Below are 22,653 nucleotides of genomic sequence, written 5' to 3' on the forward strand. Positions count from 1 at the left end.
ATAGCAGTCAGCAAGGAAACCGTCCTTGCCAGTCACTCACTGACCACTAAATGCCAATGACCCCTACGGGATTCGAACCCGTGTTACCGCCGTGAAAGGGCGGTGTCTTAACCGCTTGACCAAGGGGCCATATAAAAAATTATAGAATGGTGAGCCATGAAGGACTCGAACCTTCGACCCTCTGATTAAAAGTCAGATGCTCTACCAACTGAGCTAATGGCTCGTATTTGGGCTTGTCCCCTAAACAAATACTAGTTTAAGTCAGATGCTCAAAAGAACTTTCGTTCTTTCTCGCAGATTGCCGCAGAAGCTAATTCGAATGATGTAAGCAATCTGCTCTACCAACTGAGCTAATGGCTCAAACTAATTTATAATATCGGGTTGTTACCTTTCGTGACGACGCTTTTTATAATATCATGTACTCTATAAAATAAGCAATACTTTTTTTAAAAAAATTTTATAAAATTGAAAAGTCCCCCTAAAGAGGAGGACTTTTCATAACCATTTTAGATTTGTCTCCAAGGGCTGCGGACAATATTTGTTTGATTACGATCTGGGCCCACAGAGAAAGTTGATAAAGGAATTCCTGTTAGCTGCGTTACACGCTCAACATAGTGGCGGGCATTGGCAGGAAGTTCATCTAATGATTTGCAGCCTGTAATGTCCTCTGTCCAGCCTGGTAATTCTTCATATACCGGCTCACATTGTGCCAATACTTTTAAGCTTGCAGGATATTCGGTAATTAACTCATCCTTATATCGATAAGCCGTACAAATTTTTAATGTTTCAATGCCTGTTAACACATCGATGGAGTTTAGCGACAAATCAGTTAAACCGCTGACACGGCGAGCGTGACGAACAACAACACTGTCAAACCAACCTACACGGCGTGGACGTCCTGTTGTCGTACCGTATTCACGGCCGACTTCACGGATTTGGTTACCGATTTCATCAAATAATTCTGTTGGGAAAGGACCATCACCAACACGAGAAGTATATGCTTTACATACCCCCACTACGTGAGTAATTTTAGACGGGCCAACGCCGGAACCAATCGTTACTCCACCTGCAACAGGGTTTGAAGAGGTAACAAACGGGTATGTTCCTTGGTCAATATCAAGCATAACACCTTGAGCACCTTCAAAAAGAACACGGCGGCCTTCATCCAATGCATCATTTAGCACAACAGAAGTATCGCAGACGTATTGTTTAAACTGTTGTCCATATTCATAGTATTCATCAAGGATTTCTTCTTTTGTGAATCCTTCTGTTTCATAGATCTTTTCAAATAAGCGGTTCTTTTCTGCAAGGTTTCTCTCAAGCTTTTCTTCAAAAACCTCACGGTCGAGAAGATCAGCAATCCGAATACCCACACGTGCAGCCTTATCCATATAAGCAGGGCCAATTCCCTTTTTCGTTGTTCCAATTTTATTATCGCCTTTGCTGGCTTCTTCCACTTCATCCAATTTAATATGATAAGGAAGAATGACATGCGCACGGTTACTGATGCGAAGATTATCGGTTGCAATCCCTCTTTCATGTAAGTAAGCAAGTTCAGTCACAAGGGCTTTTGGGTCAACAACCATCCCATTACCAATCACGCTAATTTTTTCTTTTGAAAATATCCCGGATGGAATTAAGTGCAATTTGTAGGTTTCGCCATTAAATTGGATCGTATGACCAGCATTATTTCCACCTTGATAACGAGCAATTACTTCTGCATTTTCAGAAAGGAAATCGGTAATTTTCCCTTTTCCTTCGTCTCCCCATTGTGTACCAACAACTACTACTGATGACATGTAAGGCACCTCCGAATATTTACTACCATTAATTATTTTATTTATCCCATCACACAGTTTAACAATTTACCGAGGAAAAATCAAACGAAACACGAACATTTTATATATACTTAATAAAATATGTTCGTAATAAAATAGTAATCTAGTAAAAAATAAAAAGGCTAGCCCCATAAAAAGGCTAACCATATATTACGCACCTGGCGGATCATTATAGCGTGTCTCCAGGTTTACGAACTTATTGTATTCTTTTACAAAGGCTAATTGTACGGTTCCAGTCGGGCCGTTACGCTGCTTGGCAATAATGATTTCAATGATATTCTTATTCTCTGATTCTTTATCATAGTAATCATCACGATACAAGAAGGCAACGATATCGGCATCCTGCTCGATACTTCCTGATTCACGGATATCAGACATCATCGGACGTTTATCCTGGCGCTGTTCGACACCACGGGATAACTGAGAAAGGGCAATGACCGGAACTTGAAGCTCACGAGCAAGCTGCTTTAAGGAACGCGAGATTTCCGATACTTCTTGCTGACGGTTCTCGCCAGAGCGGCCACTTCCTAAAATAAGCTGCAAGTAATCAATCAGGATCATTCCCAAGCCATGTTCCTGCTTTAAACGGCGGCACTTCGAACGGATATCACCAACCCGGACACCTGGGGTATCGTCAATAAAAATCCCGGCGCTTGACAAGCTGCCCATTGCCATTGTCAGCTTACCCCAGTCATCCTCTGTCAGGGAGCCGGTACGAAGCCGTTGCGCATCAATATTCCCTTCCGCACAAAGCAGACGCATTACCAGCTGTTCTGCACCCATCTCAAGACTAAAAATCGCAATATTTTCACCCGTTTTATGGGCAACGTTTTGCGCTATATTTAGCGCAAACGCCGTTTTACCTACAGACGGACGGGCACCGACAATGATTAAATCATTTCGCTGGAAGCCTGCCGTCATTTGATCAAGATCAACGAAACCTGTCTCCAGCCCTGTAATTTCACCGGCGCGCTGATGCATGATTTCAATATTGTCATACGTCCGTACAAGGACATCCTTAATATTATGAAAAGCACCCGCGTTTTTTCTTTGGGCCACTTCAAGAATACTTTTCTCGGCTTCACTTAATAGTGTTTCCACTTCATCCTCACGTGAATACCCATCAGAGGCAATCGTCGTAGCTGTGCGAATCAACCGGCGCAGCAATGATTTTTCTTCTACGATCCTCGCATAATATTCGATATTAGCTGCCGTTGGAACCGAACCAGCTAATTCACTTAAATAACTTACCCCGCCAATATCCTCTAAAAGCTTAGAAGCAGCAAGGTCCTCTGAAACCGTGACTAAGTCAACAGCTTTTCCAAGGTCATTAAGTTTTAACATGACATTAAAGATTTTTTGGTGGGAGGCACGGTAGAAGTCTTCTGGAATTAAAATTTCTGATGCTAAGGTTAAAGCAGCAGGCTCTAGAAATATTGCCCCAAGAACAGCCTGTTCAGCTTCAATATTTTGTGGCGGAAGACGATCTGCAAATAAATCACTCATCTATTAAACCTCCTATTTAGAGAAGGATATTTTTACAATATTTTATCTTACAAAGAAAAAAGTGACCAGTAAAAAACCGATCACAACATTTCATCACGTTTTCTATTCTAACATGTTTATGGATGAGTTCGCACTGTCAAAAATTAGTTTACTTCTTTTACATGAACATCCAATGTAGCCAAAACTTCATGATGCAGCTTCACAGGTACCTTTGTATGGCCTAGTGTACGAATTGCATCACCCAATTCCATTTTGCGTTTATCAATTTTAATTCCATGCCTTTTCTGTAATTCCTCAGCAATTTGCTTGGAGGTAATCGAACCAAACAGTCTGCCGCCCTCGCCGGCCTTTGCGGTTAATTCAACCGTTACCTTTTCCAATTGTTCTTTTAATCTTTTTGCTTCTGCCAGCTCTTCAGCAGCAACCTTAGCTTCTTTTTTCTTTTGACCTTCTAATGTACTAACATTCGCTTGTGTTGCTTCAATCGCTAACCCCTGTTTAATTAAAAAGTTTTGTGCATAGCCATCGGCTACATTCTTGACGTCCCCTTTATTACCTTTTCCTTTTACATCTTTCAAAAAGATTACTCTCATTCCTTCTTACTCCCTTCAAGATATTCATCAATTGCTAGCTTCAATTGTTTTTCTGCTTCCTCTATTGTAACACCGTTCAACTGTGTTGCCGCATTTGTTAAATGTCCGCCGCCCTGCATGATTTCCATAATAATTTGGACATTTATATTTCCTAATGATCTGGCACTAATCCCAATCGTTCCTTCACCCCGTTTGGAAATCACAAAGGAGGCTATGACGCCTTCCATGGCTAATAATGTGTCGGCAGCTTGGGCGATAAGAACCTGATCATTGATCTCATTTTCTTCCCCGGCAGCAATGGCGATTCCATCCCTGTAAAAGGATACCGATTCAATTAGCTTGGACCTTTTAACATACGTTTCGATGCTTTCTCGTAAAAACTTCTGTACAAGCACAGTATCTGCTCCGTGTGCCCGAAGGTAAGAGGCTGCATCAAAGGTTCGCGATCCTGTTCTCAAGGTGAAACTCTTCGTATCCACAATGATTCCCGCCAGTAATGCTGTAGCCTCAAGCATTTCGATTTTGACCTGCTTGGGCTGGTATTCAAGAAACTCCGTCACAAGCTCGGAGGTAGAGGAGGCATATGGCTCCATATAGACCAGAATTGGATTATGGACAAAATCTTCCCCGCGGCGATGGTGGTCAATAACCACCACATTATCGATTTTATTTAACAGCCGTTCTTCCATCACAAGAGAAGGCTTATGGGTGTCAACCACCACAAGAAGCGTTTTATCCGTTGCAATCTCCAATGACTCTTCCGGTCCGATAAAACGGGACGAAAGCCGTTCATGGTTACGAATTTCCTCCATCAGTCGGCTGACACCTGTTTCTAACGCCTGAGTGTTCACGACAATATAGGCATCTTTCTGATTCATCTGTGCGACTTTATAAATACCGATTGAGGCACCAATTGAGTCCATATCAGGATTTTTATGCCCCATAATGATGACTTTATCACTAGCCAGAATCAAATCCTTCAATGCATGAGAAATCACCCGAGCTCTAACCCTCGTTCGTTTTTCAATCGGATTCGTCTTGCCGCCAAAGAATTTCACCTTCCCATTTGGCTGCTTGATGGCCGCTTGGTCACCGCCTCTTCCAAGTGCCAGGTCAAGGCTGGATTGTGCTAGAGACCCCAGTTCAGGAAGGGAGGAGACCCCAGCACCTACGCCAATACTTAAGGTAAAGGATACATTATGCTTGGAGGTCATTTCTCTTACTTCATCAAGAATTGAAAACTTTCCTTTTTCAAGGATATGTAAAATACTTTCATTAAAGACAGCCATAAACCGTTCGGAAGAAATCCTTTTTAGGAATATCCCATTATCATGAGCCCATTTATTTAGAATCGAGGTAACTAAATTATTGATGCTGCCGCGCATCTGATCATCCATTCCCTGAGTAAGATCATCGTAATTGTCCAAAAAGATAACAGAAATCACAGTTCGCTCATCATGATATTTCTTCTCAATTTCTGTTTGCTCTGTTACATCAAAGAAATAAAGAAGACGTTCTTCATGCCGGTGGATAACCCTGAACTTCCGGTCATGAAGAGTAATAATTTCAGTTTCAACTTCCTGCTTTACCAACGGAACGAGTGCATCGGCAATATCATAAAGGGAGCGCCCATTTAGTGTATCTTCATCAAAACAAGATGATAGGAAGGGATTAGCCCACTCAATGTAATAGTCTTCATTAATGAGCATAATTCCAATCGGCATTTCCATCAACGCCTCTTCGCCGACTTTTTTCACTCGATACGATAGGGTGGAGATATACTCTTCTATTTCTTTTCTTTGTCGAATGTCAATGACAAACATAAAGTATAACGGAAAAAGCATCAATAACAGCCCGGCCAAACTTAGAATCCAATTATATAAAAACAGGATTATGAGCAGCACCACTGTAACGGCTATTAACCCGTAAAAGGGATAACGGATGGAACGTTTTTCCAAAAATGCAGGCATTTTTTCAGCTCCTAACAGTAGTCATCACTCTTTTTTCTCAAATCGCTTTCTTAAATCCAAACCTAAATCAATTATACCTAAAATTCTTATAATAGAAAGAAAAATTGGAATGAACGCCAGTATAGTTACGACGACACGGACACCTTTTGAAATATTCCTTTGATAAAAAAGAAAATATAAAAAGGCAAATCCCTGTAACACCATGAACAATTCTAATATGTACGTTAAATTGATTAAGGCAGCATAATAGTAAGTACCCTTTTGAGGATGAGATAATAAATTTGCCGCCAGTACGATTAAATAGTACCAAAGCAGGCTTCTCGGTAAAGAAAGCTCCCTGAATTTCCCCCATGTTGGCGTCGGAATGCCGAACCTTTTAGCAATCGGAAAGCAAAGGAGTTGGATAACAAATACGGAAAAAATCGAACTCATGATTAACACACTTGGGGCTAAGACCTGAAGCATGTCCAGCATGTTCTCATTTTGGGTTACGATTTTTTTATATTGCTCTTCAGTCATCCCTGATTTCAGTAATTCCTGTGATTGGATGGTTGACTGTTTAAAGGCCTTCAGCAGCTCATGAAACAGATCGAACTGGAAAAAGGCAACGCTAATTACATAAAGGATGACTGCACCAATCATAAAGGTAAGTGTGCCTGAAATTAAGATACTTGTCCGCCCTTTATTTTTTTGAATAAAATATCCCATAACAGCGCCAGTTGTTCCATATATCAGCGTTATTGACAAGCCCATTAAAGAACCGGCAATAAAGGAAATAAAAAGGGCTGCAACAAAGAATGCTGCCGTAAACTTAATCTGATTCTTCGCTGTAAACATGATAAAAGGCAGCGGTAAAACAAAGTTAATGATAACGGCAAGCAATGGTACATAAATCGTTAATAACAATAGAACGGTAAAGGCTGCTAAAAGGATTGCACCCTCTGTTAAAATACGAGCATTTTTCACTTCTTCACCCCTAATATTTCTCAAACCTTTACCTTTTATTTTAGCTAGTAAAACAAATCAATTCAATAAATCAAGATAAATAAAAAAGGGCTGGATTTCTCCGGCCTTTTCAAAGATTTTATTTAATCGTTAGTAAATCCTGATACTTTAGTTCTTTCTTTAAGTAATTTAGAAATTCTTCCCGAAGGTCATCTCTGCGTAAGGCAAATTCAACGGTAGCCTGGAGGAATCCTTGCTTGTCACCCACATCATACCTTTTTCCCTCAAAGACATAGGCATACATCGCTTCTTTTTGGGCGAGCTCTTTTAGGGCATCGGTTAACTGAATTTCGCCGCCTTTCCCTGGTTCCGTCTTCTCTAAAAGTTCAAAGATTGCCGGGTTAATAATATATCTTCCTAAAATGGCAATGTTTGAAGGAGCAGAATCTGAAGCAGGTTTTTCTACTAAACCCTTAACCTTGTAAATTCGCTCTTCAATTTCTTTGCCTTCAATAATGCCGTATTTGTCGGTATCTTCAGCAGCCACTTCTTGGACGCCCAGAATGGTCGTTTTATACTCTTCATATTTTTCAATCATTTGCTTTAAACACGGTTTTTCAGAGTAGACAATATCATCTCCAAGGAGGACAGCAAAAGGTTCATTGCCAATAAAGCTTTTAGCACAATAAATCGCATGCCCAAGTCCTTTTGGTTCTTTTTGACGGATATAATGAATATTGACCATTTCAGAAATTCGTCGAACCTCAGCTAACAAATCAAATTTACCTCTTGCTTCTAATTCAAGCTCCAGTTCTACCGATTTATCAAAATGGTCCTCAATCGATTTTTTATTTCTTCCGGTAATAATTAAAATCTCTTCAATTCCTGACGCTACTGCTTCTTCAATTATATATTGAAGTGTTGGCTTATCTACAATTGGCAGCATTTCCTTTGGCTGCGCTTTTGTTGCCGGCAGAAACCTCGTCCCTAAACCAGCAGCCGGAATAATGGCTTTTCGTACTTTCAACTTTTTCTCCTCCTTCGCAGCGCTTTATCTGATTATATTCTATCATAGCATTGTTTCATTAATATTTTCTTAAAGAAATTAGACATTAAAAAAGGCAGCAGGGAGGAAACCCCTGCTGCCTTCATATTATTATTCTCCAGCCACGAATGGTAGTAATGCCATTTGACGTGCACGTTTGATGGCAACTGTTAATTTACGTTGATATTTAGCGCTAGTACCAGTTACACGACGTGGTAAAATTTTTCCACGCTCAGAGATGAATTTTTTAAGTAAATCTACATCTTTATAATCGATGCGAGTGATGCCGTTTGCTGTGAAATAACAAACCTTACGGCGTTTCGCACGACCGCCTTTGCGTCCTCCTGCCATGAAAATTCCCTCCTTCATGTTTTATTAGTCATACCTTAAGGTTTACTTTAGAATGGAAGATCGTCATCAGAAATGTCAATTTGACCATTACCTGCAAACGGATCATCATCCACACGTGTAAAACCTTGATTATTGTTTTGACGTTGATTCTGATTGCCACCGCCATAAGGATTTCCTTGCGGTTCCCTTGGAGGAGCTCCATAGAGATCGTTATCGTTTCTGTTGCTGCCGCCACCTGATGCATTTCTAGGCTCAAGGAATTGAACACTCTCTGCTACAATTTCAGTAACGTAAACACGTTTTCCGTCTTGACCTTCATAGTTGCGAGTTTGAATACGACCATCCACACCTGCGAGGCTGCCCTTTTTCAAGAAGTTCGCCACATTTTCAGCAGGTTTACGCCAAACAACACAATTAATAAAGTCCGCTTCACGTTCACCTGACTGATTTGAAAATTGACGATTCACAGCTAAGGTAAAAGTAGCAACAGCAACTCCACTTGGCGTATAACGCAAATCAGGATCCTTTGTTAAACGGCCCACAAGAACGACACGATTCATCATCAGAATCAACTCCTTTTCTCCCGGTTATGTTTCATGTGAAACATTTGTACCAGAAATATATATAAATCAATCTTACGCTTCTTCTTTAATTACGATATGACGAATGATATCTTCGCTGATCTTTGCAAGACGAGAAAATTCTTGAACTGCATCAGCTGAAGATGTTGTTTTAACGATTTGGTAGTATCCGTCACGGAAATCATTGATTTCGTATGCAAGACGGCGCTTACCCCAATCTTTTGATTCAGCAGTTTCCGCGCCATTTTCAAGAAGAATTGTGTTAAAACGCTCAACAAGAGCTTTTTTAGCCTCATCTTCAATATTTGGGCGGATGATGTACATAACTTCGTACTTGTTCATCACAGTCACCTCCTTTTGGTCTAAACGGCCCTAATAGGGCAAGGAGCAATTATTCATTACTCACAAGTTAAGATTATAGCATAGCTGTCCATTAAAAGCAACGGCCTTCACAGTTTGTCCAAATTTGGAATGACAAAACCCCGCCAAAAGGTGCGGGGTCAAATTTTCAAGCTTCAATTATACATTAAAACGGAAGTGGATAACGTCTCCGTCTTTTACTACGTAATCTTTACCTTCTAAGCGGACTTTTCCTGCTTCTTTTGCTGCGTTATGGCTGCCAGCTGCTAACAGGTCTTCATATGCAACTATTTCCGCACGGATAAAGCCGCGTTCAAAATCCGAGTGGATAATTCCGGCACATTGTGGTGCCTTCATGCCGTTTCTAAATGTCCAGGCCCGAACCTCCTGAACACCTGCTGTAAAATAAGTAGCTAGGCCAAGCAGGCTGTAAGCTGCACGAATTAACTGGTCTAATCCGGACTCTTCAATTCCAAGCTCTTCAAGGAACATTTGCTTTTCTTCCCCTTCAAGCTCCGCAATTTCTTCTTCAATTTTGGCACAAATCACAATCACTTCTGCATTGTCAGCAGCGGCAAATTCACGAACCTTTTGAACATATTCATTTTCAGATGGATCAGCAACATCGTCTTCCCCAACGTTCGCCACATAAAGAACAGGCTTAATGGTAAGAAGATGCAATTGCTTAACAAATTTCATTTGTTCTTCCGTAAATTCAACGGTACGAGCTGGCTTTTCCGCTTCAAAAGCTTCACGAAGCATGGAAAGAGCCTCAAATTCAGCTGCCGCATCCTTATCTTTTTGCTTGGCCAATTTCTCAACCCGGCTGATCCGCTTTTCAACGCTTTCCATATCGGCAAGGATTAACTCTAAATTGATTGTTTCAATATCCGAAATCGGATCCACTTTTCCAGATACGTGGGTAATATTTTCATCAGCAAAGCAGCGCACTACCTGACAGATTGCATCAACTTCACGGATGTGGGAAAGGAATTTGTTACCTAAGCCTTCACCTTTGCTCGCACCCTTTACAATTCCGGCAATATCGGTAAATTCAAATGCCGTTGGAACCGTCTTTTTGGGTTGTACTAACTCTGTTAATTTTGTTAAGCGGTGGTCTGGAACCTCAACAATTCCGACATTTGGATCAATTGTGCAGAAAGGATAGTTTGCCGATTCCGCTCCTGCCTGTGTGATCGCATTAAATAAAGTGGATTTACCAACGTTCGGCAATCCAACGATACCAGCTGTTAAAGCCATTCATGTCACTCCTCAAAAAATGTTATCTATAATAAAAAATTAGTTCAAAATTAATTAAAAAGCCTCTAACAATTATAGGCAACTACCGGCAAAAAAACAAGGACAAGAAAAACTGCCGCAGGCATAGCAGCAGTTAGTTTATTTTTCCAATATTAACGAGACAATCATACAGCGTACTTCCTAGTTCATTATCGGATGGTCTGCTGGAGGTCAGATTATTAACAGACCCGCCAAATTCTTTCCAAATTCCTTCATCGATATTGATTACATTTGGATGGGATTTTTGTAAAATCGAAACATACCCTTTCACTTCACCACGGTCGTTCCAAATCCGGACATAATCTCCTTCCTCAAGCTGCAAGTGTGTTGCAATATTTTGAGCCACTTCTACTTTCAACTTTGGTGTTTGCTTCCACACCTGATAGTTTTGTGAATGATTGGAACGCAATGGGTGGATCGTCAATAATTGATATGGATATCGATTAGCTAAATCTGGATTGCTCCATTTCGACTCATCCGGTACGGACAACTTTAATAAGCCACTATTACCTTTTAACCTCTCTAAGGTCGAGGTGAATTCAAACTTACCTGAAGGCGTTTTAAATTTACGATCCTGCCATGGTATCATTTTGACCGGCAGTTCTACTGTTTGTTCTTCCTTTAGTTTTTCAATGGTAATCCCTTTTTCTTCTAAAGGTTTAAGGGCCATTGCAAAAAATTGATCCCTTGTTAAATGGAACTCCTCACCGAAGCCGAGTCTTTCAGCTAATTGGGTCCAAATCCACAGATCTGACTTCGCTTCCCCGGGAGCGTCAACAAGCTTCGGACCGTAATTCACGTAATGATGGTACATAGAGGAATAATAAAAATCTTCTTCCTCAAAAACAGTTGTTGTCGGTAACACATAATCCGCTAGTTTAGCTGTGTCCGTCATAAATTGTTCAATCACGACAAGTGTTGGAACAGAGGCAAAAGCTTTAGAAACCGTATTAGAATCCGGAACCTGTGTCAACGGATTCCCACAGGTAACGACAATCATTTGAATGGCGGGGTTTTTTGCCGTTAGAATTTCCTCCGCCTGCTTCATAATCGGAAACTGTCGGTGCTGTTGTTTTCGGTCAGCAAGGGTCAGTTCATCAAAGGCAAAGCTTTGACCCACTTGACGATTCGCATAGTTGGCACCGCCTCCAGCTATTCCAATATTACCGCTAATGGCGACAAGTGCATCAATTAACCGAACCGAATTACCTCCATTTTCATACCTTTGCATTCCAAGCCCCATAAACACAGCTGTTGGTTTATCCGCAAATACCTTTGCTAACCTGGTCATCACCTCGATTGGTACCTCGGTCATTTTGCTTAGTTTTTCTAAAGTAATACCATTAAGAAGCACGAGTACATCATCAAACCCATATGTGAAACTGTCGATGAATTTGCGGTCTTCTAAGCTTAATCTAAGGATTTCTTTCATAATACCGGCAGCGAGGAGGCCATCCATTCCGGGCTTTATCGAAATATATTCATCGGCCATTTTTGCCGTCGCGTTATAAATTGGGTCAATCACAAATACCTTCGCACCCTGCTTTTTTGCTTCCTGCAATTTTTCAAAAAAATGCATATTGGTGCGTGTGACATTTCTGCCCCAAATGACAATGTTTTTACTGTTTAATACATCATTGGGTTCATGGCTCCATGCTTCACCAAAATCCCAGCCCTGGGCTTCAATTCCTGCCCCCCAACAGAGAACCTACAATTTCCGTAACTCCTCCATAGCAGTTAAAAAATCGTTGATCAAGGTTCTTTAGAATCCCGTTATTGGCGTAATCATGGCTGTGAAATACAGCTTTAGACCCATAGGTCTCTTTAATATCCTTTAATTTATTTGAAATTTCATCAAGTGCCTGTTTCCAAGAAATCTGTTGGAATTCACCATTTATTTTTTTCAAGGGATATAATAAGCGCTGCGGTGAGTTTGTCCTTGTTTCCAGCATCCTTCCGCGCCCGCAAATTTTCCCTTTTGTAATGGGATGGGCTGGGTCTCCGTCCACCTTGATGACTTTATTTTCTTCAATTGTCACATGGAAGCCGCAGCTATCCCAGCAATTCAACGGACAAGCCGATTGATAAACTTTTGCCAAACTATCCACCCCCAATTTATCTCTTTATCTTATAGATTAATATAACAAAAAAAAGAAGCATGAACTATTCCTCATGCTTCACCAAAATTTTCTTCATTTTACGGGAAAACTCTTTTCTTGGGATTAATACGCTGTGCCCGCAGCCTTCACATTTAATCCTTACATCCATTCCCATTCGGATAATTTTCCAACGATTGGTTCCGCATGGATGCTGCTTTTTCATTTCGACCACATCATTGAGGGCAAATTCCTTTTGCTCCATGTTTTAATACTCCTTTCCTTATTTCTTAGGCTCTGTACTATTTGAATAGGCAACAAGTTTAGGAAGGGGAATTTCAATTCCATGCTGATCCAATAAGAGCTTGATTTCCTTGCGAATCATTCTTGATATATAGACTTGCTTCATTGGCAGAGTTTCTGCCACTATTCTTAAAATTACCTCTGTTGAGCTCATATTTTGAATTCCCAAAAGCTCTGGCGTTTTAATTATATCTTCATAATGGTCCGGTAATGTCTCTAGCAGCTCTCCAATGACTTGCTCCGCCTTTTCAACATCTTCCCCATATGCAATGGCCACGTCTACAACAGCCACACTATTATTAATTGAAAAATTGGTCACCTGAGTAATACTTCCATTTGGGAGGATATGAACTTCACCTGTCCAGCTTTTAATTTTCGTCGTTCTTAATCCTATCGTTTCGACATTCCCTTCAAATTCTCCTACTCGGATATGATCTCCAACGGCAAATTGGTCTTCGAAGATAATAAAAAAGCCTGAAAGAATATCTTTAACAAGACTTTGTGCCCCAAAACCAACGGCTAGTCCGACAATCCCAGCTCCGGCAAGCAGCGCTTTCACATCAATCGTTAACACGGAAAGAATCATCAAAAATGAAATAAAGTAAACCACATAAGAAAGAACGCTATCCAGAAGCCTTGAAAGTGTTTCTTCCCTGCGCTCAACCGTCCTGAATGGTGAACGATTGCGAATTTTAAAGATATTATGAATCATGACTTTGCCAATTCGAATTAAAATATTAGAAATGATTAAAATGGCAATGATTTTAATTAGGCCTTCACCCATTGTAAGCCATGTATCTTCATTTTGAAATTTATCAATAATCTTTTGCATACCTTTTTCAGTAAAACTCATCTATACACCTACCTAACTTCCATCATCCATCTATTTTAACAAGTTTTCATTTTTTATTATAGTCTTGAGTTTCAAAAGGATTTTGCATTCTTCCATGTATAGAATTCCCAAAAAATCCGTATACTAATAAAAATATATTGTCAAGATTTTGGAGGGGACTTAATGAATCTCAAAGCAGGTTTTTTTGATCGGAAAGCCAAAACTCGTATATGCTATGATGATTTCCATGCAGCGGAAAACCTTGCTGAGGAATTACGTTTAAAAATTCCTGTTTCGTCAGAACGTCCCATTGTGTTTGTATGTATCGGCACGGACCGTTCGACAGGAGATTCCTTAGGTCCTCTTGTAGGAAGCCTGTTAGAGGAGAAGAACCTTCAATCCTTTTACGTTTACGGAACATTAGATGAACCGATTCATGCCGTAAATCTTAAAGAAAAATTAACTGAAATTCAAAATAAGCATGACAACCCATTTATTATTGGAATTGATGCCTGCCTTGGCCGTATTAAAAATGTTGGTGTGATCCAGCTTGGAGACGGACCTGTTAAACCAGGCGCAGGCGTGAACAAAGAGCTTCCTGCAGTTGGAGAGTTACATATTACCGGAATTGTCAATGTAAGCGGGTTTATGGAGTTTTTCGTTTTGCAAAATACACGATTAAATCTTGTTATGAAAATGGCAAAGACGATTGCAGGTGGGATCTATCAAGCGAGTCTTCCTAATCCAAAGGACAGCTGGAATGAGGTCAATTGGGAGTGGGAAGAAGAACAAACAAAAGCAATCGGTGATTAATAGCCGATTGCTTTTTAAAATGGATTAAAAGAAATGATGATAATTATATAGTACTGTAACGATCACTCCTGTTACGAGAATACCAGGGAGGAGGTTAGCAACTTTAATTTTTATCATACCAGTAAGATTTAAGCCAATAGCAAAAATCATCACCCCACCCGTCGCTGTCATTTCAACAATAAATTGATCCATTAAGGCCTGCGGCACAAAACGGTCAATTTGGGTGGCAAACAAGGCAATAAGCCCTTCATAAAGCAGGACCGGAACTGCCGAAAATAAAACACCAATTCCAAGTGTTGTCGTTAAAATCAGAGCAGTAAATCCATCAATAATCGATTTGGTGTACAGGACATCGTGATCCCCGCGGATTCCGCTGTCAAGTGCCCCAATAATTGCCATTGCCCCAATCACAAAGATTAAGGTTGCCGTTACAAACCCTTCAGAGATACTTCCTTTTCCATTAGAGCCCACCTTGCTCTCCAGCCAATGCCCTAAATCATTCAGCTTTTCTTCTAATTTAAAAAGCTCCCCAATTACAGCACCTATAACGAGACTTAAAATCACGATTAAGAAATTTTCACTTTTTAAGCCCATCTGCAGCCCCAGTACCATGACAGACAATCCAATCGCATACATAACGGTTGTCTTCATACTCTCTGGAATCCGGTTTAATAGTTTTCCAAGAAGACTTCCAATAATAATTAATGCACCATTTACAAGCGTTCCTAATAAAAACATTTACTGATTCCCCTATTATTCGTCTCTCGAAGTATTTAATAATAATAAATTATCATATTTTATTTTGAAATGAAAGATATTTAAAATCATTCTCAAATACAATATGTTGAATATATTAATAACTAACTTTCAATATATTGTATTGGTAAAAAAATAAACCATCTATTGATGGTTTAGACAGAGGATTCTTGGTCAAGAATTTCAAGGATGCGTTCCAAATCCTCTTGTGAGAAGAATTCAATTTCAATTTTCCCTTTATTTTTTGAATGCTTAATATTAACTGTGGTGCCAAACCGCTCACGAAGAAAATGCTCACGTTCCTGTAAAAAAACATCCTTTTTCTTTTCAGGCTTTTTTGTTTCACGTGAAACATTATCATTTAATTGTTGAATGAGTTTTTCAAGCTGGCGTACGTTTAAGCCTTCATTTATTACCTTTTCAACTAAAATCGGGAGCTTCTCCTTTTGACGTAGACCAAGTAAGGCACGGCCATGCCCCATGGAGATTTTTCCATTTGAAATTAACTCTTGAATTTTAGCCGGGAGGGAGAGGAGGCGGACATGGTTCGCCACATGTGGACGGCTTTTTCCTAATCGCTTAGCTACCTCTTCTTGTGTCAGTTTTAACTTTTCCATTAAGGTTTGATAAGCGATTGCTTCTTCAATTGGGCTTAAATCTTCCCGTTGAAGATTTTCAATTACAGCCAATTCCATCATTTGCTGCTCTGACAATTCGCGGACAACGGCAGGTACCGCTTGAAGCTTTGCTTCTTTTGCCGCCCTGAAACGTCTTTCGCCCACGACAATTTCATAGCCTTTAATGCTTTTCCTGACGACAAGAGGCTGGAGGATGCCATGTTCTAAAATGGATGCCTTTAATTCATCTATGGCCTCTTGTTGGAAGGTTTTCCGAGGTTGATACGGATTGGGACGCAATTCTTTCAATTTTATCTCTTGGACCGCTTCACCTTTATTAACCTCCATATTAGGAAAAAATGCATCAAGTCCTTTTCCTAATCCTTTAGCCATGTGAGACCACTTCCTTTGCCAAATCTAAATATACTTCGGCACCACGGGATCTAGCATCATAAGTGATAATGGGTTCTCCGTGGCTTGGCGCTTCACTTAGTCGTACATTTCTTGGAATAATCGTTTTATAGACCTTGTCCTGAAAATACTTCTTCACTTCTTCAATTACTTGTATCCCCAGATTTGTGCGGGCATCCAGCATCGTTAATAAAACACCTTCAATTTTCAAATCCTGATTTAAGTGCTTTTGAACAAGCCTAACGGTATTTAAAAGTTGGCTTAGCCCTTCCAATGCATAATACTCACACTGCACGGGAATTAACACTGCGTCAGAGGCTGTTAAGGCATTAATAGTTAGTAATCCGAGGGATGGCGGACAATCAATAATAATATAGTCAAATTGATCCTTTACGTCACCAAGAGCACGTTTTAGTCTGACTTCGCGTGAAATGGTTGGTACTAACTCAATTTCCGCACCCGCGAGTTGAATGGTTGCTGGTACAGCATATAAATTTTCAACAGACGATGGCTTTATGACATTCTTCACTTCAACGTCATCGACTAAAACATCATATATACACTGCTCTACCTCTGCCTTTTCAATTCCGATACCGCTTGTTGCATTTCCTTGCGGGTCAATGTCTACTAAAAGTACTCTTTTCCCTATGTATGCTAAGCAGGCGCCTAGGTTGACAGAGGTAGTCGTTTTGCCGACTCCGCCTTTTTGATTCGCGATTGCAATAACTTTGCCCACAATGTCACCTACCCTTTTTCCTAAATTCTTACTTATATTCTATCAAATATTCATCTATTAAACTGCTAATTTGCCATTACAAAGAAAATGACTATTTGCCATTTTCAAAAACAAAATGGCCATGGTAACTATTTTATCACGAAATAGATTTGTTTTTGTTTTTTTTCGAAAAATATTCATGCAATGGATTATTTCAATAAATACCATTATCATCCATTTAGAAGGATAATGACCCACTTAAATAAAAGGCTGTAATAAACTTGTCTGTTGATTTCCGCTCCAATCAACAGGGTTAAATAATCAACAATATCCTTTAACACTGCCAAATAAAAAAAGACCAAACAATTATTGTTTGGTTCATCTGTTATCTATTTTATTTTTTCTTCGGAATTCGAATGGTGAATTGGTAGAATTCATCAAACTCTTCTTCCTCCGCATTAAGATCTATTCCACTATCTGAAACCATCGATAAGGATTGCCTAATTGTATTTACGGCAATTCGCATATCCTTACTGAATGCTTTCCTTTTTGGCTTAGGCTTTTGATTTTTTTGTTCAAGCAGTTTGACAACGCGGTCCTCGGTTTGCTTTACATTTAAGTTTTTCTCCATTATTTCCTGTAAAAGCAGGACCTGTTTCTCAGGATTCTTCAAAGGAATCAACGCACGGGCATGACGCTCCGTTATAATTTTATTTAATAATGCTTCCTGAATCTCCTGTGGCAACTTGAGCAGCCGAAGCTTGTTCGCTACGGTCGATTGTCCTTTCCCAAGACGCTGTGCGAGAGCCTCTTGGGTTAAATTATGAAGCTCCAGCAGTTTGCCATATGCAATCGCCTCTTCAATCGGTGACAACTCTTCCCGCTGCAGATTCTCAATTAAGGCAACAGAAGCTGTTTCAGTATCGGACATATTCTTAACAATCGCCGGAACCTCATCCCATCCCAGCTTTTTCATGGCACGCCAGCGCCGCTCACCGGCAATAATTTCGTACCGATCTTTGTCAAATTGTCTTACAACAATTGGCTGGATGATTCCATGAATATGAATGGTTCGTGACAATTCCTCAATTTTTTCATCATCAAAAACCGTCCGGGGCTGGAAACGATTTGGAAAGATATTGTCAATTGGAATCTTCTTGATTTCTTCATTTCTATCAATTTCGATTTCTTTCTCAAGTTCTAGGTCTTGTTCTCCCTTTTCGCCAAGACCAAAAAAGCGTGTAAACGAATGCCTCATCCCCAACACCACCTTTACGAAACTCCCTATTATTTATTCTCTATTCGAATAATATCTTCCTGCCACTCAAGGGTATTTTTCAAAAATTGATTCTTTCCATTTCTTATTACTCAATCGGCATTTTACCAGGGGTACCTGGCTTACGCGGGTATTTCCTTGGCGTTTGTTTCTCTTTCTTAATGATCAAAATATTCCGTTCACTTTCTTCAATTGGTAATGTAAATGTAAACACCTTTTCCAATTTTCCGCCGAGGGTTGAAATGGCCTTTTGGCCAGCTTCTAATTCATCATTGGCATGTGCAGCCTTCATTGCGATAAAATGGCCATCCACTTTCACAAGCGGCAAACATAGCTCGCTTAAAACAGACATTCTGGCAACTGCTCTTGCCGTAACAACATCAAACGATTCCCGATAATTTGGATTCACTCCAAATGTTTCGGCGCGGTCATGGATAAATTGAACATTTTCTAATTTAAGTACACTTGCCAAATGGTTTAAAAATGAGATTCGCTTGTTGAGTGAATCAACAATAGTGATCTCTATTTGCGGAAAAGCAATTTTTAAAGGAATGCTCGGAAATCCGGCACCCGCCCCGACATCACAAAGATGAAAGGGTTTTGTAAAATCAAAATAAAAGCCCGCAGTTATGGAGTCGTAAAAATGTTTTAAATACACATCGGCTTTATCCGTGATGGCTGTCAAATTCATTTTTTCGTTCCACTCAACAAGGGTTTCGTAATATATTTCAAATTGCTCCAACTGCCTTGAGGAGAGGGTAATTCCCTTTTCCCCCAGCATGGATTCAAATTGTTCAACATTCATGTAAATATTCCTCGCTGTCTAGCTCCAGCGCCCTTGACCAAGGCGCTTCGGCATTTCTAATTTGAAACCCTAGCGATCCTGCCCTGTTCTAAATAAACAAGCAGAATGGAAATATCAGCAGGGTTTACCCCGGAAATTCTTGATGCTTGGGCAATCGATAACGGTTTAATTTTTTTCAATTTTTGTCTCGCTTCTGTTGCCAATCCGTTAATCGCATCATAATCAATATTTTCAGGAATTTTCTTATTCTCCATTTTCTTTAAGCGGTCAACCTGCTGAAGTGATTTTTCAATATAGCCCTCATATTTAATTTGGATTTCGACTTGTTCTTTAATTTCAGTATCCAAAGTAACATCACTAGGAGTAAGACCCTCAATATGTTCATAGGACATTTCGGGACGTTTTAACAGGTCAGATGCACGAATACCATCTTTTAGTTCACTGCCGCCCTGGCTTTTAATTAGATCCTGAACTTCCTTTGAAGGTTTGATGATTGATGACCATAATCGTTTCTTTTCAAGTTCAATCGCTTCTTTTTTAGCTAAGAAATGCTGATATCGTTCCTCACGGATTAGTCCAATTTCATGGCCAACTTCCGATAACCTCAAGTCAGCATTATCGTGGCGTAAAAGAAGACGATATTCTGCCCGTGATGTAAGCAGACGATATGGTTCATTCGTCCCCTTGGTAATGAGATCATCAATTAAAACACCAATATACGCATCCGAGCGGCTTAACACTAATTGCTCCCGGCCTAAAGCATTGAGTCCGGCATTAATTCCTGCCATGAGTCCTTGACCAGCTGCTTCTTCATACCCAGAAGTCCCATTAATTTGGCCAGCCGTGTAAAGATTTTTGACAATCTTTGTTTCGAGTGTCGGCCAAAGCTGTGTTGGCACAATGGCGTCATATTCGATGGCATAACCTGAGCGCATCATTTGAACATTTTCAAGACCAGGTATGGTTTTTAAGATTTGCTGTTGGACATCTTCCGGCAGACTTGTTGATAATCCCTGGACATATACTTCTTGTGTATTTCTTCCTTCCGGCTCAAGGAAAATTTGATGGCGCGGTTTGTCATTAAAGCGTACGACCTTATCCTCAATGGATGGGCAATAACGCGGTCCTGTCCCCTTAATCATTCCAGAATACATCGGTGAGCGATGGAGATTCTGATCGATTAATTGGTGGGTTTGTTCATTCGTATATGTTAACCAGCATGGAAGCTGGTCGGTAATGTATTGGGTTGTTTCATATGAAAAAGCTCGAGGTTGTTCGTCCCCAGGTTGAATCTCTGTTTTGTTGTAATCAATCGTATGGCTGTTAACCCTTGGCGGTGTCCCCGTTTTAAAACGAACAAGTTCAAAACCAAGCTCTTCTAGATGCTCTGATAGCTTAACAGCAGGCTGCTGGTTGTTTGGACCACTTGAATACTTTAATTCACCAAGGATGATTTCGCCGCGAAGGTAGGTACCAGTCGTAATTACCACTGTTTTCGCACGGTAAGTTGCACCTGTTTTCGTAACGGCGCCAACAACAGCACCGTCTTCGACAACCAGACGTTCAACCATTCCCTGTAAAAGAGTTAAATTCGATTCATTTTCAAGCGTGTTTTTCATTTCATGTTGATAGGCAAATTTATCAGCCTGTGCCCTGAGTGCCCTTACTGCAGGACCTTTCCCTGTATTCAACATCCTCATTTGAATATAGGTTTTATCAATATTTTTACCCATTTCCCCGCCAAGTGCATCGATTTCACGCACCACAATCCCTTTTGCTGGTCCGCCAACAGAAGGATTGCATGGCATGAAGGCCACCATATCGAGATTAATGGTAATCATTAATGTTTTTGCGCCAAGCCGTGCAGCCGCAAGGCCGGCCTCACAGCCCGCATGACCTGCACCGACGACAATGACGTCGTAACTTCCTGCTTCGTATTGCATTAAAAGTTCCTCCAATTTCCGAATGTCTCGGAATGTAAAAAAGTTTATTTCTAATTTTTACTTCCCTAAACAGAACTGTGAAAATAGCTGATCAATTAGGCTTTCATGGACACTATCGCCAATGACTTCCCCAAGCAGTTCCCAGACCCTTGTTAAATCAATCTGAACGATATCAATCGGAGTCCCCATCTCGACTCCGTCAATAGCTTCCTCTATCGAATGTAATGCCTGATTCAATAAAGCGATATGACGGCTGTTTGAAACATAGGTCATATCCCCGGCTTCAATTGAGCCGGCAAAAAATAATGAAGAGATAGCCTCTTCCAATTCGTCAACCCCACGGTCTTCAAGAAGAGAAGTTGTCACGAGCCTATGGCTTGCAGCCAGATCCTTAACCCGATCCAAATCAATTTTCTGCGGAAGGTCAGTTTTGTTAACAATGACAATCACATCCATATCTTCAACAGCCTTAAATAGATTTTCATCCTCCATTGTTAACTCATCAGAATAATTTAAAACGAGCAAGATTAAATCTGCCTCTCGTAAAACTTGTCGGGAACGTTCAACCCCAATCCGTTCAACAATATCTTCAGTCTCCCTGATTCCCGCAGTATCTAAAAGTCTTAACGGTACACCTCTTACGTTAACATATTCTTCAATGACATCACGTGTTGTCCCTGGAATATCCGTGACAATTGCTTTATTTTCATGAACCAAACTATTTAATAACGAAGATTTACCTACGTTTGGACGGCCAACAATAACCGTTGATAGGCCTTCACGTAAAATTTTCCCCTGCTGAGAGGTTTGCAAAAGCTTCATAATTTCTTCCCGTACATAAGCCGCTTTTTCCTTCAGCATTTTATGAGTCATTTCCTCGACATCATCATATTCAGGATAATCAATATTCACTTCCACATGGGCAAGTATTTCTAAAATCTCCTGGCGCAAACCGCGAATCAATCGCGATAATCTTCCTTCCATTTGCCCTAATGCAACGTTCATCGCCCGATCCGTTTTTGCCCGAATTAAATCCATAACTGCTTCTGCCTGCGATAAATCAATGCGCCCATTTAAGAAGGCCCGCTTCGTAAATTCACCCGGTTCAGCAAGCCGTGCTCCATTATTTAATATAAGCTGCAACACACGGTTTACAGAAACGATTCCACCGTGGCAATTAATTTCAACTACATCCTCTTTTGTAAAGGTTTTTGGCCCCTTCATAAGCGAAACCATTACTTCTTCCACCACTTGTCCATTTTCCGGATCAATTAGATGGCCATAATGAATCGTATGGGAAGCCATATCAATCAGCCTTTTCCCGCTGATACTTTTAAAAACCTTATCAGCAATTTTAAAGGCATCATCACCACTTAATCGTACAATTGCGATTGCACCCTCACCCATCGGTGTTGAAATCGCCGCAATCGTATCAAACTCCATTGTATTCACCTCTCTTACTTGCAAAAAATAATCTATAGAAGAAATGATATTTTGCTCCAAATTAATAGAATATCACATCAGTTTCAGTTAAAAAAGCAATCATAATTATCCACAACGACAGTTATTATCTTATATTTTAACTTATCCACATGTGA

The 22,653-nt window shown here is 40.2% G+C and carries 20 protein-coding genes, 2 tRNA genes and 1 pseudogene; 1 reads left to right on the forward strand and 22 read right to left on the reverse strand.

Annotation, left to right across the window (positions count from 1 at the left end; translation table 11 throughout):
• Nucleotides 1–57: 57 nt before the first annotated feature.
• The 15 genes and pseudogenes from RCG21_RS02420 to RCG21_RS02490 all read right to left on the reverse strand — a co-directional run bounded on the left by RCG21_RS02420 (nt 58) and on the right by RCG21_RS02490 (nt 13,740).
• A tRNA-Glu gene (locus RCG21_RS02420) sits at nt 58–129 on the reverse strand.
• A gap of 18 nt (nt 130–147) precedes the next feature.
• Nucleotides 148–223: transfer RNA gene (locus RCG21_RS02425), tRNA-Lys, on the reverse strand.
• A 283-nt stretch (nt 224–506) separates the two neighbouring features.
• The gene (locus RCG21_RS02430) at nt 507–1,799 is read right to left on the reverse strand and encodes an adenylosuccinate synthase (RefSeq protein WP_133332807.1); all 1,293 of its coding nucleotides are present in this window, start codon (nt 1,797–1,799) and stop codon (nt 507–509) included.
• Nucleotides 1,800–1,988: 189 nt separating this feature from the next.
• Entirely contained in the window at nt 1,989–3,344 is a 1,356-nt protein-coding gene (gene dnaB, locus RCG21_RS02435) for a replicative DNA helicase (RefSeq protein WP_133332806.1), read from the reverse strand.
• 143 nt (nt 3,345–3,487) lie between these two features.
• Nucleotides 3,488–3,937 carry a 50S ribosomal protein L9 gene (rplI, locus tag RCG21_RS02440; RefSeq protein WP_133332805.1) on the reverse strand — a complete coding sequence of 150 codons (450 nt, stop codon included), beginning with the start codon at nt 3,935–3,937 and terminating at the stop codon, nt 3,488–3,490.
• Nucleotides 3,934–5,907 (reverse strand): DHH family phosphoesterase, encoded by a 1,974-nt coding sequence (locus tag RCG21_RS02445; protein WP_133332804.1) that lies wholly within the window; start codon nt 5,905–5,907, stop codon nt 3,934–3,936. Before RCG21_RS02445 ends, rplI begins: the two co-directional genes overlap by 4 nt.
• 24 nt (nt 5,908–5,931) lie before the next feature.
• A complete protein-coding gene (locus tag RCG21_RS02450) occupies nt 5,932–6,873 on the reverse strand; it encodes a YybS family protein (protein ID WP_133332803.1) in 942 nt (313 codons plus the stop codon).
• Nucleotides 6,874–6,991: 118 nt separating this feature from the next.
• A complete protein-coding gene (gene galU / locus RCG21_RS02455; protein WP_133332802.1) occupies nt 6,992–7,879 on the reverse strand; it encodes a UTP--glucose-1-phosphate uridylyltransferase GalU in 888 nt (295 codons plus the stop codon).
• Nucleotides 7,880–8,008: 129 nt separating this feature from the next.
• Entirely contained in the window at nt 8,009–8,248 is a 240-nt protein-coding gene (gene rpsR / locus RCG21_RS02460; RefSeq protein ID WP_007088219.1) for a 30S ribosomal protein S18, read from the reverse strand.
• Nucleotides 8,249–8,295: 47 nt separating this feature from the next.
• The gene (gene ssb / locus RCG21_RS02465) at nt 8,296–8,811 is read right to left on the reverse strand and encodes a single-stranded DNA-binding protein (protein ID WP_133332801.1); all 516 of its coding nucleotides are present in this window, start codon (nt 8,809–8,811) and stop codon (nt 8,296–8,298) included.
• Nucleotides 8,812–8,883: 72 nt separating this feature from the next.
• Nucleotides 8,884–9,171, reverse strand: coding sequence for a 30S ribosomal protein S6 (gene rpsF / locus RCG21_RS02470; protein ID WP_133332800.1), 288 nt, complete (start codon nt 9,169–9,171; stop codon nt 8,884–8,886).
• A 177-nt stretch (nt 9,172–9,348) separates the two neighbouring features.
• The gene (gene ychF / locus RCG21_RS02475; protein WP_026573816.1) at nt 9,349–10,449 is read right to left on the reverse strand and encodes a redox-regulated ATPase YchF; all 1,101 of its coding nucleotides are present in this window, start codon (nt 10,447–10,449) and stop codon (nt 9,349–9,351) included.
• A gap of 133 nt (nt 10,450–10,582) precedes the next feature.
• A pseudogene (locus RCG21_RS02480) lies at nt 10,583–12,587 on the reverse strand (molybdopterin-dependent oxidoreductase).
• Nucleotides 12,588–12,651: 64 nt separating this feature from the next.
• A complete protein-coding gene (locus tag RCG21_RS02485; RefSeq protein WP_133332798.1) occupies nt 12,652–12,849 on the reverse strand; it encodes a DUF951 domain-containing protein in 198 nt (65 codons plus the stop codon).
• Between the two features lie 18 nt (nt 12,850–12,867).
• Complete coding sequence (locus RCG21_RS02490; protein WP_133332797.1) at nt 12,868–13,740, reverse strand: mechanosensitive ion channel family protein; 873 nt, start codon at nt 13,738–13,740, stop codon at nt 12,868–12,870.
• 162 nt (nt 13,741–13,902) lie between these two features.
• On the opposite strand from RCG21_RS02490, the gene yyaC reads away from it, so the two are divergent.
• Nucleotides 13,903–14,532 carry a spore protease YyaC gene (gene yyaC, locus RCG21_RS02495; RefSeq protein ID WP_133332796.1) on the forward strand — a complete coding sequence of 210 codons (630 nt, stop codon included), beginning with the start codon at nt 13,903–13,905 and terminating at the stop codon, nt 14,530–14,532.
• 24 nt (nt 14,533–14,556) lie between these two features.
• Here the strand turns inward: yyaC and RCG21_RS02500 are convergent, their stop codons facing one another.
• From RCG21_RS02500 to mnmE, 7 genes are all read right to left on the reverse strand, one after another.
• Nucleotides 14,557–15,270, reverse strand: coding sequence for a DUF554 domain-containing protein (locus tag RCG21_RS02500; RefSeq protein ID WP_133332795.1), 714 nt, complete (start codon nt 15,268–15,270; stop codon nt 14,557–14,559).
• Nucleotides 15,271–15,443: 173 nt separating this feature from the next.
• The gene (locus RCG21_RS02505) at nt 15,444–16,298 is read right to left on the reverse strand and encodes a ParB/RepB/Spo0J family partition protein (RefSeq protein WP_026573822.1); all 855 of its coding nucleotides are present in this window, start codon (nt 16,296–16,298) and stop codon (nt 15,444–15,446) included.
• The gene (locus tag RCG21_RS02510; RefSeq protein WP_133332794.1) at nt 16,291–17,052 is read right to left on the reverse strand and encodes a ParA family protein; all 762 of its coding nucleotides are present in this window, start codon (nt 17,050–17,052) and stop codon (nt 16,291–16,293) included. The genes RCG21_RS02505 and RCG21_RS02510 overlap by 8 nt, the downstream gene beginning before the upstream one ends.
• A 373-nt stretch (nt 17,053–17,425) precedes the next feature.
• Nucleotides 17,426–18,289, reverse strand: a complete 864-nt coding sequence (gene noc / locus RCG21_RS02515; RefSeq protein WP_133332793.1) for a nucleoid occlusion protein — start codon at nt 18,287–18,289, stop codon at nt 17,426–17,428.
• A gap of 106 nt (nt 18,290–18,395) precedes the next feature.
• Nucleotides 18,396–19,112: a 16S rRNA (guanine(527)-N(7))-methyltransferase RsmG gene (gene rsmG, locus RCG21_RS02520; protein ID WP_133332792.1), complete on the reverse strand. Its 717-nt coding sequence runs from the start codon at nt 19,110–19,112 to the stop codon at nt 18,396–18,398.
• A gap of 56 nt (nt 19,113–19,168) precedes the next feature.
• The gene (gene mnmG, locus RCG21_RS02525; protein ID WP_133332791.1) at nt 19,169–21,055 is read right to left on the reverse strand and encodes a tRNA uridine-5-carboxymethylaminomethyl(34) synthesis enzyme MnmG; all 1,887 of its coding nucleotides are present in this window, start codon (nt 21,053–21,055) and stop codon (nt 19,169–19,171) included.
• Nucleotides 21,056–21,112: 57 nt separating this feature from the next.
• A complete protein-coding gene (mnmE, locus tag RCG21_RS02530) occupies nt 21,113–22,498 on the reverse strand; it encodes a tRNA uridine-5-carboxymethylaminomethyl(34) synthesis GTPase MnmE (RefSeq protein WP_308912877.1) in 1,386 nt (461 codons plus the stop codon).
• Nucleotides 22,499–22,653 lie beyond the last annotated feature (155 nt).

It is taken from the genome of Bacillus salipaludis, from assembly GCF_030938565.1.
Classification (GTDB): domain Bacteria; phylum Bacillota; class Bacilli; order Bacillales; family Cytobacillaceae; genus Neobacillus; species Neobacillus salipaludis_A.

What these genes read in the sequence shown, in the direction of transcription:
- mnmE (WP_308912877.1), bottom strand. Translation starts at nt 22,498, where the DNA reads ATGGAGTTTGATACGATTGCGGCGATTTCAACACCGATGGGTGAGGGT.
- rpsR (WP_007088219.1), bottom strand. Translation starts at nt 8,248, where the DNA reads ATGGCAGGAGGACGCAAAGGCGGTCGTGCGAAACGCCGTAAGGTTTGT.
- mnmG (WP_133332791.1), bottom strand. Translation starts at nt 21,055, where the DNA reads ATGCAATACGAAGCAGGAAGTTACGACGTCATTGTCGTCGGTGCAGGT.
- RCG21_RS02500 (WP_133332795.1), bottom strand. Translation starts at nt 15,270, where the DNA reads ATGTTTTTATTAGGAACGCTTGTAAATGGTGCATTAATTATTATTGGA.
- RCG21_RS02445 (WP_133332804.1), bottom strand. Translation starts at nt 5,907, where the DNA reads ATGCCTGCATTTTTGGAAAAACGTTCCATCCGTTATCCCTTTTACGGG.
- ychF (WP_026573816.1), bottom strand. Translation starts at nt 10,449, where the DNA reads ATGGCTTTAACAGCTGGTATCGTTGGATTGCCGAACGTTGGTAAATCC.
- yyaC (WP_133332796.1), top strand. Translation starts at nt 13,903, where the DNA reads ATGAATCTCAAAGCAGGTTTTTTTGATCGGAAAGCCAAAACTCGTATA.
- RCG21_RS02505 (WP_026573822.1), bottom strand. Translation starts at nt 16,298, where the DNA reads ATGGCTAAAGGATTAGGAAAAGGACTTGATGCATTTTTTCCTAATATG.
- dnaB (WP_133332806.1), bottom strand. Translation starts at nt 3,344, where the DNA reads ATGAGTGATTTATTTGCAGATCGTCTTCCGCCACAAAATATTGAAGCT.
- rpsF (WP_133332800.1), bottom strand. Translation starts at nt 9,171, where the DNA reads ATGAACAAGTACGAAGTTATGTACATCATCCGCCCAAATATTGAAGAT.
- ssb (WP_133332801.1), bottom strand. Translation starts at nt 8,811, where the DNA reads ATGATGAATCGTGTCGTTCTTGTGGGCCGTTTAACAAAGGATCCTGAT.
- noc (WP_133332793.1), bottom strand. Translation starts at nt 18,289, where the DNA reads ATGAGGCATTCGTTTACACGCTTTTTTGGTCTTGGCGAAAAGGGAGAA.
- RCG21_RS02430 (WP_133332807.1), bottom strand. Translation starts at nt 1,799, where the DNA reads ATGTCATCAGTAGTAGTTGTTGGTACACAATGGGGAGACGAAGGAAAA.
- rsmG (WP_133332792.1), bottom strand. Translation starts at nt 19,112, where the DNA reads ATGAATGTTGAACAATTTGAATCCATGCTGGGGGAAAAGGGAATTACC.
- RCG21_RS02490 (WP_133332797.1), bottom strand. Translation starts at nt 13,740, where the DNA reads ATGAGTTTTACTGAAAAAGGTATGCAAAAGATTATTGATAAATTTCAA.
- RCG21_RS02485 (WP_133332798.1), bottom strand. Translation starts at nt 12,849, where the DNA reads ATGGAGCAAAAGGAATTTGCCCTCAATGATGTGGTCGAAATGAAAAAG.
- rplI (WP_133332805.1), bottom strand. Translation starts at nt 3,937, where the DNA reads ATGAGAGTAATCTTTTTGAAAGATGTAAAAGGAAAAGGTAATAAAGGG.